The organism is Pseudarthrobacter cellobiosi, from assembly GCF_023913755.1.
GTDB classification, from domain to species: domain Bacteria; phylum Actinomycetota; class Actinomycetes; order Actinomycetales; family Micrococcaceae; genus Arthrobacter; species Arthrobacter cellobiosi.
Window position 1 is genome coordinate 17078 of record NZ_JAMXBJ010000040.1, and the last position, 15329, is coordinate 32406.

Below are 15329 nucleotides of genomic sequence, written 5' to 3' on the forward strand. Positions count from 1 at the left end.
TTTTGAACCCGACGGGTCGTCTGGATTGCCCGGAGCGCCGTCGCCCAGGAGTCCGTGGACTCAGGAAAGGAACACCAGCTAATGGTTCACAGAGTCAAGGCGGTCATCGCCAAGGAAAAGAATGCCCCGGTATCGGTGGAGACCATCCTGGTCCCGGACCCCGGTCCGGGGGAGGCGTTGGTGGACATTCTCACTTGCGGGGTTTGCCACACGGACCTGCACTACAAGCAGGGCGGCATCACTGACGATTTCCCCATCCTGCTGGGCCATGAGGCCACGGGGGTGGTCAGCGCCGTCGGACCGGGCGTCACCGAGGTGTCTCCCGGTGACCGCGTGATCCTGAACTGGCGTGCGGTGTGCGGTGGATGCCGGGCATGCGCCAAGGGCCAGCCGCAGTACTGCTTCAACACCCACAACGCCACGCAGAAGATGACACTTGAGGACGGCACGGAACTCTCGCCCGCGCTGGGCATCGGCGCCTTCGCGGAGAAGACCCTGGTCGCCGCCGGGCAGTGCACCAAGGTGGATGACGACGCCGATCCCGCCGCCGTCGGGCTGCTCGGCTGCGGTGTGATGGCCGGCATTGGCGCCGCCATCAATACCGGTGAGGTCAAGCGCGGCGAGTCCGTGGCCGTAATCGGCTGCGGCGGGGTGGGCATCGCCGCGATCGCGGGCGCCAAGCTGGCCGGTGCCACCACGATCATCGCCGTGGACATCGACGCCAACAAGGTGGCCATGGCCAGGTCCCTCGGGGCCACGCACGGCGTGGATTCCAGCAAGGAAGACCCCGTCGAGGCCATCCGGGCCCTCACGAACGGCCATGGTGCCGACGTGGTGATTGACGCCGTCGGCCGTCCCGAAACGTACAAGCAGGCGTTCTACGCCCGCGACCTCGCCGGGCGTGTGGTCCTGGTGGGCGTCCCGACGCCGGACATGAAGCTTGAGCTTCCCCTGCTGGACGTTTTCGGCCGGGGTGGCTCGCTGAAGTCGTCCTGGTACGGCGACTGCCTGCCCTCCCGTGATTTCCCGATGCTGGTGGCGCACTACAAGCAGGGCAACCTGGACCTGGACGCCTTCGTCACCGAGCGCATCACCATTGACCAGGTGGAGGAAGCCTTCGCCAAGATGCACGAGGGCAAGGTCCTGCGCTCGGTCGTAGAAATCCGTCCGGCCGCTGGGGCCGTGTCCGCGACGGAGACCGCGTGAGCGTCACCATCGAAAACCTGGTCACCTCGGGCACTTTTGCGCTCGACGGCGGCACCTGGGACGTGGACAACAACGTCTGGATCGTGGGCAACGAGGAAGAATGCGTGATCATCGACTCCCCGCACGACGCCGCGGCGATCATCGGCCAGGTCCGGGGCCGGAACGTCCTGGCCATCCTGCTCACGCATGCGCACAACGACCACATCGGGGCTGCACGTACCGTGGCGGAGGCCGTGGGAGCGCCCATCTACCTGAACCCGGAGGACCTGGTCCTCTGGAAGCAGGTCTACCCCGATACGGAACCAGACCGGGAGCTGGCCGACGGCGACGTGTTCGAGGTGGGCGGCGCAACCCTGCGGGCCATCCACACGCCCGGCCACTCCCCCGGCTCCACCTGCTTCTACCTCGAAAGCGAAGGAACGGTCTTCACCGGGGACACCCTCTTCAACGGCGGCCCGGGAGCGACGGGACGCTCCTACAGCGACTACCCGACCATCCTGACTTCCATCAGGGAACGGCTGCTCACCCTCCCGCGGGAGACCGTGGTGCGGACCGGCCACGGCGACAACACCACCATTGGTGCAGAACAGGAAACGCTGGCTAAGGTCTCCCAGTAAAGCAGGGTCTTGAACAGCAGAATCCCGACGAGGCGCGCCCGGACAGCTGGCGCGCCTCAACGGGCGTTTTGAACAGGAACGGCGTGAGCCGCAAAGGAAGTTGGAACAATGAAGTTCGGCAAGCAGCCAGCCCCCGTCGCGGACATCAACGAGGACAACCTCGCAGTCCACAAACCCAAAACGGAAGCGGCCGGAGTCAAGGCCGTGATGGTGGCCCTTGAACGCGCCGTGGCCCAGGCCGGGGTGACCCGGACGGCGCAGTCCCTGTTGCGGCTGAACCAGCAGGGCGGGTTCGACTGCCCCGGCTGTGCCTGGCCGGAATCGGCCACGAAGCGCAAAGCTGCCGAGTTCTGCGAGAACGGGGCCAAGGCCGTGGCCGAAGAGAACACCCTCCGCACAGTCGGGGCCGAGTTCTGGGCCAAGCACTCCATCGCGGAGCTGTCCGGGAAAACGGAGTACTGGCTGGGCAACCAGGGCCGGGTCAGCGAACCGGTGGTGATCCGCGAAGGCGACACCCACTACTCGCCGATCTCCTGGGCCGAAGCCTTCGAACTCATTGGCGAACACATCCGGGACTCCACGCCGGACCGGTGCGTCTTCTACACCTCCGGCCGCACCGCGAACGAGACCGCGTTTATGTATCAGCTGTTCGCGCGGGCCCTGGGCACGAACAACCTGCCGGACTGTTCGAACATGTGCCATGAGTCCTCCGGCTCGGCGCTGAACCCGACCATCGGCATCGGCAAGGGCACCGTGTCGCTCGAGGACATCCACGACTCCGAACTCATCTTCGTCGTCGGGCAGAACCCCGGCACCAACCACCCCCGGATGCTCTCAGCCCTGAAGGAATGCAAGGACAACGGCGGCAAGGTAGTGGCCGTCAACCCGCTCCCGGAGGCAGGCCTCTTCAACTTCAAGGACCCCCAGACCGTCTCCGGAGTGGTCGGCGGCGGCACGCCGCTGGCCGATGAGTACCTGCAGATCAAGGTGGGCGGTGACCTGGCCCTGTTCCAGGCCCTCGGCCACCTGCTCCTGGCGGAGGAGGACCGGAACCCGGGCACCGTCGTCGACCGTTCCTTTGTTGACGCGCAAACCGACGGGTTCGACGCCTACCGTGACGCCCGAAGGGAGCTGGACTGGGCGGAAACCGAGAAGGCGACAGGCCTGTCCCGGGAACAGATCGAAATCGTGGCCGGGATGCTGATCCGGTCCAAGGCCACCATCTTCTGCTGGGCCCTGGGCGTCACGCAGCAGCCGCACTCGGTGGACACCATCAAGGAAATGGTCAACGTCCTGCTCCTGCAGGGCAACTTCGGCAAGCCCGGCGCGGGCGCCTGCCCGGTCCGCGGCCACTCCAACGTCCAGGGCGACCGGACCATGGGCATCTGGGAAAAGCCCAAGGAGTGGCTGCTCGAAGCCCTGGACAAGGAATTCGGGATCACCTCCCCCCCGCCCCCACGGCTACGACGCAGTGGAAGCCATGGAAGCCTTCGACCGGAACGACGTGGACGTCTTCGTCTCCATGGGCGGCAACTTCTCGCTGGCCTGCTCGGATACGGAGACCCTGGAGGCCGGGATGCAGCGGATCGGCCTGACGGTGCACGTGTCCACCAAGCCGAACCGGTCCCACGTGGTGCACGGGCGCACGTCCCTCATCCTGCCCACGCTGGGCCGGACTGACAAGGACGACAAGCATCCCAAGGGTGCCCAGTTCCTGTCCGTGGAGGATTCCATGTCCGTGGTCCACTCGACCCAGGGCAGGCTGCAGCCGGTGTCAGAGCACCTGCTCGCCGAGCCGGTGATCATTGCCCGGATGGCCGAGGCCACCTTCGGGCCGGACCACCTTGTGGACTGGAAGGCCATGGCCGGGAACTACGACGTGGTCCGAAACCACATCTCCCGCGTCATCCCGGGCTTCCAGGACTTCAACGCCCGGATCCGGACCAGGAACGGCTTTGTGCTGCCCAACCCCCCGCGGGATACCCGGTCCTTCAAGACGGACATCGGCCGTGGCCGCTTCACGGTCAGCCCGCTGGAGTACCTGATCCCGCCCGAGGGCCACCTGGTACTCCAGACCATCCGCAGCCACGACCAGTACAACACCACCTTCTACGGCCTGGACGACAGATACCGCGGAATCTCCGACGGCCGCCGCGTGATCCTGGTACACCCCGAGGACCTGGCCGAGCTCGGTTTCCTGGACCGGGACCTGGTGGACGTGGTGAGCACGTTCCGGGGGCATGATCGACAGGCGGACAAGTTCCGTTTGGTGGCTTACCCGACGGCGAAAGGCTGCGCTGCGGCGTACTTCCCCGAGGCCAATGCCCTGGTCCACAAGGAGAACGTGGCCAGGGAATCCAACACCCCCGGCTTCAAGGCGATGTTCGTCCGGTTCGTGCCGCACGCTGCTGATGCCTCCGCAGGAGCGGCGCCGGCGGGATAGCTCCCACCGCGTGCGGCTGGCCCATTCCCAATGAATACGTGAGCCGGGAACGACGGCGACACTCCGGCAGGTCCGGAGCGTCGCCGTCGCTTTTTGGTGCCAGATCGTCTTCATGATTCTTCTGGGCGTTTTCTTCGACGCCCTCGAGCAGAACGCTGATGCCTCCGGACTGGGCGGCATGTTCACCACGCTCGCGGTGCTGTTCGGCATCCTGGCCATCACCGTCCAGTTCCCGCCTGAGACCTTCGGCAAGCCGCTCGAGGAAGGTGCCGATGCCGCAGAGGAGGAGGTTGCGATCTATGGGCACTGAAACTTCACACACTGTTCTGCTGATCAACCTGAACACGAATGCCAGGACGACGGCCATGATGACGGACCTGGCCGCTGCCGGGCTCGCGCCCCACGGCCTGGAAGTCATCGGGCTCACTGCGGCGGCCGGACCAGCCCTGATCACCGACCCAACCGCCCTGGCCGAATCCCGGCAGCACGTCCGGCGTGCAGCACTGGATTACCTCGTGGGGCCGGCGGCGGCACGGTGGCCGCGGTAATCGTGGCTGCCATCGGGGATCCCGGCCGTGAGCAACTCAGCGAGGAACTCGCCGTTCCCGTCTTTGGTATAGGCCAGGGCTCCATCCACGCGGCATCACGGGGCAACCGGAGGTTCGGGATGGCCGCGAGCACGCCGCTGCTGGCCGCATCCCTCGCCAGACTCGTGGCGGCACACGGCAAGTCCGAGTTTTTCACCGGAGTGCGCCTGACTGCTTCGGAACCCCTGGTGCTGGCAGCGGACCCCGAGCAGCAGTACCGGGAGCTCGCGGCCGCCGTCGGGGAATCAACTGCGCTGGACGGCGCCGAGGCCCTCATCATTGCCGGGGGACCGCTCAGCGCCACAGCCCTGCGGCTTGCGCAGACCACCCGTGCGGAGATTATCCAGCCTGTCCCGAGCGCCTGCGGGCTGCTGCTGGAGACGCTCGGCCGAAAGTAGCCCAGCAGAACATAGGACAGCCGCACCTGCCGGACCGGGTGCGGCTGTCCTCGCAATCCCGGGCCTCTCCTGCAGTCCCTAGTCCTTCTTGTGCATCCTGGCGTTCTGCACCAGGTCGGCCATCCAGGGCCGTGTTCCGTTGTGGAGCACCATGCCCTCGGGCAATCCGTGGATGGTCGCCTCGGAGCCGGAAACGTCGATGGTGATCCGGCCGCCGGCCATGGGTGCGTTGGTGATGTGGAGGTCCCCGTAGGATTCCGGCAGCACGGGGTCCATCCACAGCCCACCCTCGGAGACGTGCGGGTTGTAACGCATCAGGTTCGTCACCAGGAAGATTGGTGTGGTGGCCGCCCACGCCTGCGGTGAGCACGCGGTGGGGTAGGGCACAGGCGCGGCGAAGTGCTCCCGGTCGAAGCCGCAGAACAGTTCAGGCAGTCGCCCCTCCGAGTACTCGGCCGCCTCCAGCAGGGCCGTGGAGATCCGCTGTGCCTCTTCCACGAACCCGTAGCGCAGGAGGCCGGCTTGGATGACCGCATTGTCGTGCGGCCAGACCGAGCCGTTGTGGTAGCTCGCAGGATTGTAGGCGCCCATGTCGGTTGCCAGGGTCCGCACTCCCCAGCCGCTGAACATTTCCGGGGACATTAGCCGTTCCACCACCATCGGCGCCTTGTCCTCGTCGATGATGCCGTTCCACAGGCAGTGGCCCATGTTGGACGCGCACGCATCGACCTGACGCTTGTCGCGGTCCAGCGCGATGGCGTAGTAGCCGCGCTCGGGCATCCAGAACTGTTCGTTGAACTGCTTCTTCAGCCGTGCCGCGCGGTCCCGGAGGTCAGAGGCCAAAGCCTCGTCACCGGCGTCGTATGCCAACCACGACCTCGCCATGTACGCGCCGTAGACGTACCCCTGCACCTCGCACAACGCGATCGGTGCCTCGGCCATGCGGCCGTCGGCGAAATTGACGCCGTCCCACGAATCCTTCCAGCCCTGGTTGATCAGGCCCCGTTCGTTGAGGCGCGCGTACTCGACGAAGCCGTCGCCGTCGCGGTCCCCGTATGTCCGGATCCATTCCATCGCCCGGTCCGCATGGGGCAGCAGTGCGGCAATGGTCTCCGCGCCAAAACCCCAGCGGCTCACCTCGCCAAGGACTATCAGGAACAGCGGCGTGGCGTCGACGCTGCCGTAGTAGGCGGATTTTCCGCCCAGCGCCAGCCCGCTGGAGACGTCGAGCCTGACTTCGTGCAGAATTTTGCCGGGCTCTTCCTCGCTCATCAGATCCACCGCGCTGCCCTGGCGGTCGGCCAGCGTCTGCACGGTGCCCAGGGCGAGGGACGGGTCCACGGGCATCGACATGATGGAGGCAAACAGCGAGTCGCGTCCGAAGAGGGTCATGAACCAGGGCGCACCGGCAGCCACGACGATCCGGTCCGGGTGCTGCGGATCCTCAATCCGCAGGGCGCCGAGGTCGTCGTAGCTGCGGCGGAGGGTCCGTTCGATGGAGCGGTTGCCCATGTGCAGCACGGGAATCTTGGACACCCAGGCCTGCCGGCGCCGGTCGCGGGGGGACAGTTCCCCGGCAGCAGAGTGGGCGAACGGCTCCGCGGGGCCCGTGCCGTCGACCTTGGGCACTACGCTGACCCAGGTGTTCCACTCTCCGTGCGGCGGGATGACCGTCCGGTAGGTCAGGGCCTCCGCTTCGATGTCGGCGCCACCTGCGTTGACAACGACTCCCTTCCGGACGTCCTGCCAGGCGGCCCGGATGGTCAGCGTGTCACCGTCAGGCTCGCGGCTTTCCTCCCAGTGCCGCTGGATCCGGGCCTCCTTGACCTCGAAGAGATCCGCGAAATCCGCTTCAACGCTCAACTCCACCACGCACTCAGCGGCGTCGGCCGAGTAGTTCCTGACGGTGATCTCCTCCAGGATTCCCGCCCCCACTTCGCGCAGCCGCTCCACGATCAGCGGGCTGTCCGCATACCCGTCCGAACGCGGAACGCGGCCGGCAAACAGCGCGCGGTACGGCTCCTTCGTCTCCGCCGCCAAGGGCTCGATGGACTGGCCGTTGACGGTCAGATTCCAGCGGGACAGGATCCGGGTGTCCTCATGGAAAACCCCGTGCGGGTGTTCCGGATGGATGTCTCCGTTGGCCGAGGAAATACAGAATGATGAACCTTCCACCAGCGTGACCGTCCCGGACCCCAATGGCCCGGCAGCTGTATCCGCGTTCCATCCGGCCATCGCCGACTCCTTCAAAGGCTTGACACCGGTGAGGCGGCGCCCGACCACAAATCCAACCCGACGACGCCGCCGCCTGCCTGTGTGAATGACGCTACGCCTAGCTACTCCGCGATGCCAGAGTGGACGCGTGGCCGGGCCTTGAGCCAAGCCTTGCAATGCCTTGAGCCGATGCTGAACTACTTTCGCGACACTCGAAGGGAACAGTTCAAGGAAGATATTGTCCGCGCACTGGGGATGGCCGAGCCCTCGAAGACTCCCGGGAGGCCTCCAGCTGGCCCGGCGACCGGCTCCAGGTCGGCACCCGGATGTCCCGCCGGGTCGAACTGATCACCCAGCGCCTGCAACGCGAAACCGACGCGTGGGGGAAACAAGTCACCCACCCACGGATCTCCCTGGGTGGGTGACTTTTCCTGGCCCGGTACGGTCGCGCTTAGTTGAGCCAGGAATCTACAACCTGCTGATTCGCGTCCACCCACTTCTTGGCCGCGGCCGCGGGCGTCATACCGCCCTGGATGTCTGTGGCCACGGAGTTTTGATCCTCGTTGGTCCATTTGAAGGCCTTGGCCAGTTTGGCTGCAGGTGAGCCGCTGTCCTCGAACTTCTTGGAAATGATCTTGTTCAGCGTGTAGGTCGGGTAGTCGCAGGCCACCTTCTCGGGCTCGGCGTCGCAGCCTTCGGTCCACTCCGGCAGATTGACCTTCTTGAGTGGAACTTCGGACAGGAACCACTGCGGCTCGTAGAAGTAGCCGAGCAACGGCGTCTTGTTCTGCTCCGCCGTCCGGAACGACTGGATCAGCGCCGCTTCCGAACCAGAGAAGACCACCTTGTAGTCGAGGTTGAGGTTTTTGACCAGCGCCTCGTCATTGGTGACGAAGGCCGGGTCGCCGTCCAGGAGCTGGCCTTTTCCGCCGGATTCGGATGTTGCGAACATTGAAGCGTACTTGTTCAGGTTCTTGCTGTCGGTGATGTCCGGGTACTTTTCTGCCATCCACGGCGGTACGTACCAGCCGATATGTCCTTCATTGCCGGTAGGGCCGGCGTCGACAGCGACTTTCTGCTCCGTGATGTATTGCTTGGCCAGATCCTCATGCCCCCAGTTTTCGATCACCACGTCCACTTCGCCTGAGGCAAAGCCCTGCCAGGAGATCTGCTCGTTAAGGTCCTTCTGGACCACGGTGCAGCCAAGCTTGTTCTCCGCCACATAGCTGTACACAGCGGCATTGGCCGTATACCCCACCCAAGCGTTCATCGCGACATTAACACTTCCGCAGGGCGCCTCGGCAGCACCGGTGGCAGCAGCCACCTGGTTCACCGAGGCGCCGCCGCAACCAGCCAGTAGTAGGGCTGCGGCAGCAGCTCCAGCCACCGCCGGGACAGTTCGTTTCAACAGCAGTCCAGCTTTTTTCATCTTTGGTCTCCTTGTTGGGGGGAATGCGTGGGGGTCCTCCATGCCCTGCGCCAGCCACAGGACGGTTACATGCGGTTAGGTTGATGGGGATTTGGGCGAGGGGATTTTCCGCACCGGGGTGGCTGCGGCAGCCTGGGTCATCCTGTCCAGCAGGATGCCGAGGAAGACAATTGCAAGGCCCGCGGCGAGGCCCTTGCCGAAGAGCGCGCTTTGGACAAAGCCGGCGACGACGTCGTACCCGAGGCCGCCTGCGCCCACAAGTGCACCAACCACCACCATGGCCAGGACGTAGATCAGCCCCTGGTTGGCAGCGAGGGCCAGCGTCTGCCTGGCCATCGGAAGCTGGACTTTGGTAATGACTTGCCAGGGCGTTGAACCGCTGGCAACTGCGGCTTCGACCACGGTGGGGGAAATCGCTGCGATGCCGTCGGCCGTGATCTTGATGGCCACCGGGGCGGCATAGATGATGCCTGCGATGATCGCGGTGAAGCGCGTGGCTCCGAAGAGGCCAAGGAACGGCACAAGATACACAAAGGCGGGCATCGTCTGGCCCGCATCAAGTAGGGGCCGCATGATCTGGTCCACCCGCTCGGACCGGCCCATGGCCACCCCGAAGATGACGCCCAGGACCATGACAACTGCGGTGGCCACCAGGGTTCCGGCAAGGGTGACCATGGAATCGCTCCAGAGGCCGAGGTAGATGATCACGCCCAGGCACGCCGTGGTCAGGGCAGCGAGCTTCCATCCGCCCAGCGCGTAGGCCGCAATGGCGATGACGGCGACGAGGAGGTAGAAGGGTGTGTCCGTCAGCAAGGACTGGAACGGGTTGAGGATTCCGGTGGTGACGGCTTCCCGGAAGGACACCGTGAACAACGACAGGTTGCTCTGCATCCACTGGCTGGCTGAGGCCACCGCTTGGACGATGACCGGACCGATGTTGAGATCCTTGGGGAACGCTGCTGCCCACAGCATGGTCCGGGAGAACTGCACCATGGCCATTGCCAGCACAAGGGTGATGCCGAGGAGGATGTACCTGGTCCTGCGGGAAACCCTGCGGTTCCGGGCCGTCCCCGGGTCTGCGCGGCGGCTGGCGGCGGTGGTGACCCGGTCCAGCACGATCGCAAGCAGGACGATGGAGAGCCCGGCGTTGACAGCTGTGCCGACGTCGAGCGATTGCAGCGCCCGTACCACCACCTGGCCAAGCCCGGGCGCCGCGATCAGCGCCGCGATGGTGACCATGGACAGAGCCGCCATGGTGCTCTGGTTGATTCCCATGACGATGGTCCGCCGGGCCATGGGAAGCTGCAGGGTGACCAGCCGCTGCAGGCCCGTTGTGCCCAGCGAATCGGAGGCTTCACGGGTGTTCTCCGGGATGGCGCGGATGCCGTGTGCTGTCAGCCGGATCACGGGCGGTGCAGCGTAGATCACGGTGGCTATGACGGCCGACGCCGGGCCGATGAGGAAGACCAGGGCGAGCGGGGCCAGGTACACGAATGTCGGCAGGGTCTGCATAAAGTCCAGCACGGGCGTGATCACCTTGGCAACCCGGCCGTAGACGCCGGCCAGAACGCCGAGCGGGATCCCGACCAGAAGGGTCAGCAGCACTGCCGTGAGGACCAGGGCGAACGTGTACGTGGCTTCGAGGAACAGGCCCTGGAGGCCGAAGAACGTAAAAACGGCGACAGTCAGCAGCGCGACCCGCGCGTTGCCGATCGCGAAGGCGATCCAACCCAGCAGGCCTACGGTTCCGAGCCAGCCGATCTCCGGCAGGCGCAGGCCCGTGGAAGTCGCGGCAAAGGTGGTGATGAACAGGTTGGCCACGGCGTCGACGGTGGCACGCAAGGGCGTGAAGACGTACAGGAAGACGGGGTTGTCTGCGCGGTTCGCTGCTACCCATGCGTTGAACTGGTTCAGGGACCGGTGCAGGTCCGTCAGCTCTGAGGCGGGCAAGGTCAGGGTGGAGGTTCCGCGCAGGACAAGGAATCCCAGGATCCAGACAACGGCGGCGCCTCCCAGCAGGATGGTGCGGCGGCTCGGCCTGCGGCGCGGTTCACGGACGGGGACGGGCGTGGGTTGCACCGTTGCCCGATCTCGGACGAGGGTAGACATTAGGCCGCTGCTTCCGCGGGCTGCAGCACCGACAGGATGCTGTCGCGGTCGATCTGCCCCGTAATCCTGCCGCCATCTTCCACCAGGACGGGGCAGGAGGAGTGCATGACCGCCGCTATGGCATCCCGGATGATCATCCGGGAACTGAGGACCGGCGCGTCTCCCGGCGTTCCGGCCGCCACGGGCCGGGTGATCCATTTCAGGGTCAGGACATCCGCGCGTGGGACCTCGGACACAAAATCCTCAATATACTTGTCCGCCGGGGACCCCACCAGGTCGTCCCCAGTACCGCACTGGACCATCTCGCCGTTGCGCATGATCAGGATGCGGTCCCCGAGCTTGAGCGCCTCGGACAGGTCATGGGTCACGAACACCATGGTCTTGCCCATCTCCTTGTGCAGCCGGATGACTTCCGCCTGCATGTCCCGGCGGATCAGCGGATCCAGCGCGGAGAACGGTTCGTCGAAGAGGATGGTGTCCGGATCGCCGGCCAGGGCCCGGCCCAGGCCGACGCGCTGCTGCATTCCCCCTGAAAGCTGGTCGGGGTAGTGCTGTTCATAGCCTTTCAGGCCAACCAGTTCGATGATTTCCCGCGCCCTGGCGTAGCGTTCTTTCTTGGCCGCCCCGCGGATCTGCAGCCCGTAGGAGACGTTGTCCAGCACGGTGCGGTGGGGAAGGAGACCGAAGTGCTGGAACACCATGGACATCTTCCGCCGGCGCAGTTCGCGCAGCTCGGCGACGCCTGCCTGCAGGACGTCCTTCCCGTCCACCAGGACCTGCCCCGATGTGGGTTCGATCAACCGGGTCAGACAGCGGATCAGGGTGGATTTGCCGGATCCGGAAAGTCCCATGACCACAAAGACCTCGCCCTTGGCCACGTCGAAGCACAGGTCGCGGACGGCTGCCACGCAGCCGGTGCGTTCCAGCAGCTCCGCGGAGTTGAGAGCCGAGAGCTCCGGATTGTTGGGGATCTTATCGCCCCCGGGTCCGAAGACCTTCCAGAGGTTGCGCACTGAGATGTCGGGGCTGTTCATTGCTGTACTCCTGCCTGTGGAGGCTCGAACCAGTGGCTGGGCTTGGGATTGATGTTTTGCCAGATGTGCTTGGTTTCGCGGTACTCTGCCAGACCTTGGAGCCCCAGTTCGCGGCCGTTTCCGGACTTGCCGAATCCGCCCCACTCTGCCTGGGGAACGTAGGGGTGGTAGTCGTTGATCCACACGGTGCCGTGGCGGAGTGCACCAGCCACGCGCTGCGCCCGCGATCCGTCGTTTGTCCAGACGGCGCCGGCCAGTCCGTAGGCGGTGTCGTTGGCCAGCTTGATGGATTCTTCCTCCGTGCTGAAGGTCTCCACGGTCAGGACTGGTCCGAACGACTCATCCTGGACTGCGTTCATGGAGGTGTGGCAACCGTCCAGGATGGTGGGAGGGTAGTAGCTGCCGAGTGCCATCGCACCGGTATCGGGGATATAGCCGCCGCACAGAAGCGTGGCTCCTTCGTCAATGCCGGCCTGGACGTAGGCGTGGACCTTGTCACGGTGTGCAGCCGAGATCAGCGGGCCGGTCTCCGCGAGCTCGTCGAAGGGGCCGCCAAGCCGGATGGCCTGCGCACGTCGCACCAGTTCCGCCACGAATTCGTCGTGGATCGATTCTTCGATGATGAGTCTGGTTCCGGCCGAGCACACCTGACCCGAATGCAGGAACACCGCGGTGAGGGCGTTGTCCAGGGCGGACTCGCGGTCGGCATCGGCGAAGACGATGTTCGGATTCTTCCCGCCCAGTTCCAAGGCAACCCGCTTCACCGTGTTGGCCGCGGACTTCATGATGTTGATCCCGGTGGCCAGGCCACCGGTGAACGAGACCAGGTCAACGTCCGGGCTTTCGCTCAGGACTGCGCCGACGTCGGGACCGGTGCCGGTGACGAGGTTGGCGACCCCGGCCGGCAGCCCGGCCTCAAGGAGCGTATCCATCAGCAGGATGGAGGTGGAGGGAGTCAGCTCACTGGGTTTCAGGACGAAGGTATTGCCGGCCAACAAGGCCGGGGCCACCTTCCAGGACGCCTGCAGGAGGGGGTAGTTCCATGGCGTGATGAGCCCGCACACACCCACAGGGGCGTGGACCACGCGGCTGATGGTGTCTGGTATCCCGGTATCGATCACGCGGCCGGCGTCCGTTCCGGCGATGCCACCGTAGTACCTGAAGCAGGCGGCGATATCGTCGATGTCGTATTCCGCTTCGACGTAGCGTTTGCCTGTGTCGAGGGCTTCGGCCCGGGCGTAGAGCGCCTTGTCGCGTTCCAGCAGTTCGGCGGTGCGGAGCAGAACCTGTCCGCGTTCCTTCTCGCTGGTGCCGGGCCACGCGCCGCCGTCGAAAGCCCTGCGGGCGCTGGCAACCGCGGCCTCGGCATCGGCGGCCGTGGATTCGGCGACCTCGGCGACTTTTTCACCGTCCGCCGGGCATGTGATGACCCGCGTTTTCCCGGCGCCGGATTCGCTCCACCGGCCGTCCACGAAGAGGCCGCGTACCGGCGCCGCATCCTGGTCCATCACGGTCCGGCTGTCGATCCCGGCAAGCTGAACGCCGCTCATGAGCGACCCAGGCTTGGTGCGGCTTCGGGAGCCACTGCGGATTCGTGCCGGTAGAAGTCCGCGTGCTCGGGTGCCAGCGGCGTACGGCCCAGGATGAGGTCCGCGGCCTTTTCGGCGAGCATCATTACCGGGGCGTAGATGTTGCCGTTCGTCACGTAGGGCATAGCGGAGGCATCCGCCACGCGGAGCCCCGAGGTGCCGTGGACCTTCATGGTGAGCGGATCCACCACCGCCAGGGGGTCGGAGGCCGGGCCTATCTTGGCGGTGCAGGAGGGGTGGAGCGCCGTTTCGGCATCCCGGGCCACCCAGTCGAGGATCTCCTCGTCCGTCTGGACGGAGGGGCCGGGCGAGAGTTCGCCGCCACTGTAGGGCGCGAGGGCCGGCTGGGAGAGGATGTCGCGGGTGACCCGGATGGCCTCCACCCATTCGCGCCGATCCTGGTCCGTGGACAGGTAGTTGAACTGCATGGACGGGTGCGCGGCGGGGTCCGTGGACGTGATCTTCAGGCTGCCTCTGGCGTCGGAGTACATGGGGCCCACGTGGACCTGATACCCGTGCTTGGCGTCGGCTTTCTGGCCGTCGTAGCGCACAGCCACCGGCAGGAAGTGGAACATCAGGTTGGGGTAGGCGACGTCTTCGTTGGAGCGGACGAACCCGCCTCCTTCGAAGTGGTTGGTGGCTGCGGGGCCCTTGCGGCCGAGCAGCCACTGGAGTCCGATCAGCGGGTAGCGCCAGAGGCTGAGGTTCGGCTGCATGGACACGGGCTGTGTGCAGGAGTGCTGGACGTACACTTCCAGGTGGTCCTGCAGGTTTTCGCCGACTCCCGGCAGGTCCACCACGGGCTTGATGCCCAGCGACAACAGGAGCGCGGAATCCCCCACGCCGGAGAGCTGCAGCAACTGGGGCGTATTGATCGCGCCGCCGCACAGCACCACTTCCTTGGCGTTGACCGTGTGCAGCCGGCCGTTCCGGCGGTAGGTGACCCCTGTGGCCGTTGTGCCGTCGAAATTGACCTTGGCCGCAAGCGCCCGGGTGCGGACCGTCAGGTTTTTCCGGCCCTTATTGGGGCGCAGATAGGCACGTGACGCCGAGAGCCGCTGGCCCTTGTGGACGTTTCGGTCGAACGGGCCGAAGCCCTCCTGCCGGTACCCGTTGACGTCATCGGTGCGCTTGTGGCCCGCTTCCTCGGAGGCGCGGAAGAAGGCCTGGAACAGGGGATTGCGGGCGGGCCCGCGCTCCAGGACCAGGGGTCCGTCATGGCCGCGCAGTTCATCGTCCGGAGCTGCGGCGAGCGCGGTTTCCATGCGCTTGAAGTAGGGCAGGCAATGCGCGAAATCCCAGGTTTCCATGCCGGCGTCAGCTCCCCAGCGTTCGTAGTCCAGGGGGTTGCCGCGCTGGAATATCATGCCGTTGATGGAGCTGGAGCCGCCCAGCACCTTGCCGCGGGCGTGGGCGATCCTGCGGCCGTGCATGCGGGGTTCGGGGTCGGATTCGTATTGCCAGTCGTAGAACCTGTTGCCACTAGGGAAGGTCAGGGCCGCCGGCATCTGGATGAAAAGGTCCCACGGGTAGTCGCTGCGTCCGGCTTCAAGGACCAGCACGGTGTGCGTCCCGTCCGCGCTCAGCCTGTCCGCCAGGACGGATCCGGCGCTTCCGCCGCCGACAATCACGTAGTCGTAGCTCTCGTTCGTCATCAGGTAAATCTCCTTGGGGCGTGGTCTGGGAGGAGTGTTGAAGGGCCT

11 protein-coding genes and 1 pseudogene are annotated in these 15329 nt (G+C 65.6%); 6 read left to right on the top strand and 6 right to left on the bottom strand.

Annotated elements, in window-relative coordinates; translation table 11 throughout:
• Positions 1-81: 81 nt before the first annotated feature.
• The 6 genes and pseudogenes from NG696_RS07590 (at position 82) to NG696_RS07615 (ending at position 5251) form a co-directional block, all read left to right on the top strand.
• Positions 82-1206, top strand: coding sequence for an S-(hydroxymethyl)mycothiol dehydrogenase (locus NG696_RS07590; protein WP_252574975.1), 1125 nt, complete (start codon positions 82-84; stop codon positions 1204-1206).
• Positions 1203-1823, top strand: a complete 621-nt coding sequence (locus NG696_RS07595) for an MBL fold metallo-hydrolase (RefSeq protein ID WP_252574983.1) — start codon at positions 1203-1205, stop codon at positions 1821-1823. Before NG696_RS07590 ends, NG696_RS07595 begins: the two co-directional genes overlap by 4 nt.
• Before the next feature lie 108 nt (positions 1824-1931).
• Positions 1932-4266: pseudogene (locus NG696_RS07600) on the top strand (FdhF/YdeP family oxidoreductase).
• 112 nt (positions 4267-4378) lie between these two features.
• Complete coding sequence (locus tag NG696_RS07605; RefSeq protein WP_252567836.1) at positions 4379-4576, top strand: hypothetical protein; 198 nt, start codon at positions 4379-4381, stop codon at positions 4574-4576.
• Complete coding sequence (locus tag NG696_RS07610; RefSeq protein ID WP_252574985.1) at positions 4566-4814, top strand: hypothetical protein; 249 nt, start codon at positions 4566-4568, stop codon at positions 4812-4814. Before NG696_RS07605 ends, NG696_RS07610 begins: the two co-directional genes overlap by 11 nt.
• Entirely contained in the window at positions 4742-5251 is a 510-nt protein-coding gene (locus NG696_RS07615; protein ID WP_252575078.1) for an aspartate/glutamate racemase family protein, read from the top strand. The genes NG696_RS07610 and NG696_RS07615 overlap by 73 nt, the downstream gene beginning before the upstream one ends.
• Positions 5252-5329: 78 nt before the next feature.
• Here NG696_RS07615 and NG696_RS07620 read toward each other — a convergent pair whose 3' ends face one another.
• From NG696_RS07620 to betA, 6 genes are all read right to left on the bottom strand, one after another.
• The gene (locus tag NG696_RS07620) at positions 5330-7486 is read right to left on the bottom strand and encodes an amylo-alpha-1,6-glucosidase (RefSeq protein ID WP_252567833.1); all 2157 of its coding nucleotides are present in this window, start codon (positions 7484-7486) and stop codon (positions 5330-5332) included.
• Positions 7487-7916: 430 nt separating this feature from the next.
• Positions 7917-8894, bottom strand: a complete 978-nt coding sequence (locus NG696_RS07625; protein WP_252567831.1) for an ABC transporter substrate-binding protein — start codon at positions 8892-8894, stop codon at positions 7917-7919.
• 75 nt (positions 8895-8969) lie between these two features.
• Positions 8970-11003 carry an ABC transporter permease gene (locus NG696_RS07630; RefSeq protein WP_252574987.1) on the bottom strand — a complete coding sequence of 678 codons (2034 nt, stop codon included), beginning with the start codon at positions 11001-11003 and terminating at the stop codon, positions 8970-8972.
• Positions 11003-12037, bottom strand: a complete 1035-nt coding sequence (locus NG696_RS07635) for a quaternary amine ABC transporter ATP-binding protein (RefSeq protein ID WP_252567827.1) — start codon at positions 12035-12037, stop codon at positions 11003-11005. Before NG696_RS07635 ends, NG696_RS07630 begins: the two co-directional genes overlap by 1 nt.
• A complete protein-coding gene (locus NG696_RS07640) occupies positions 12034-13545 on the bottom strand; it encodes an aldehyde dehydrogenase family protein (RefSeq protein WP_252575080.1) in 1512 nt (503 codons plus the stop codon). Before NG696_RS07640 ends, NG696_RS07635 begins: the two co-directional genes overlap by 4 nt.
• 38 nt (positions 13546-13583) lie before the next feature.
• Positions 13584-15281, bottom strand: a complete 1698-nt coding sequence (betA, locus tag NG696_RS07645) for a choline dehydrogenase (RefSeq protein WP_252574995.1) — start codon at positions 15279-15281, stop codon at positions 13584-13586.
• Between the last annotated feature and the right edge of the window lie 48 nt (positions 15282-15329).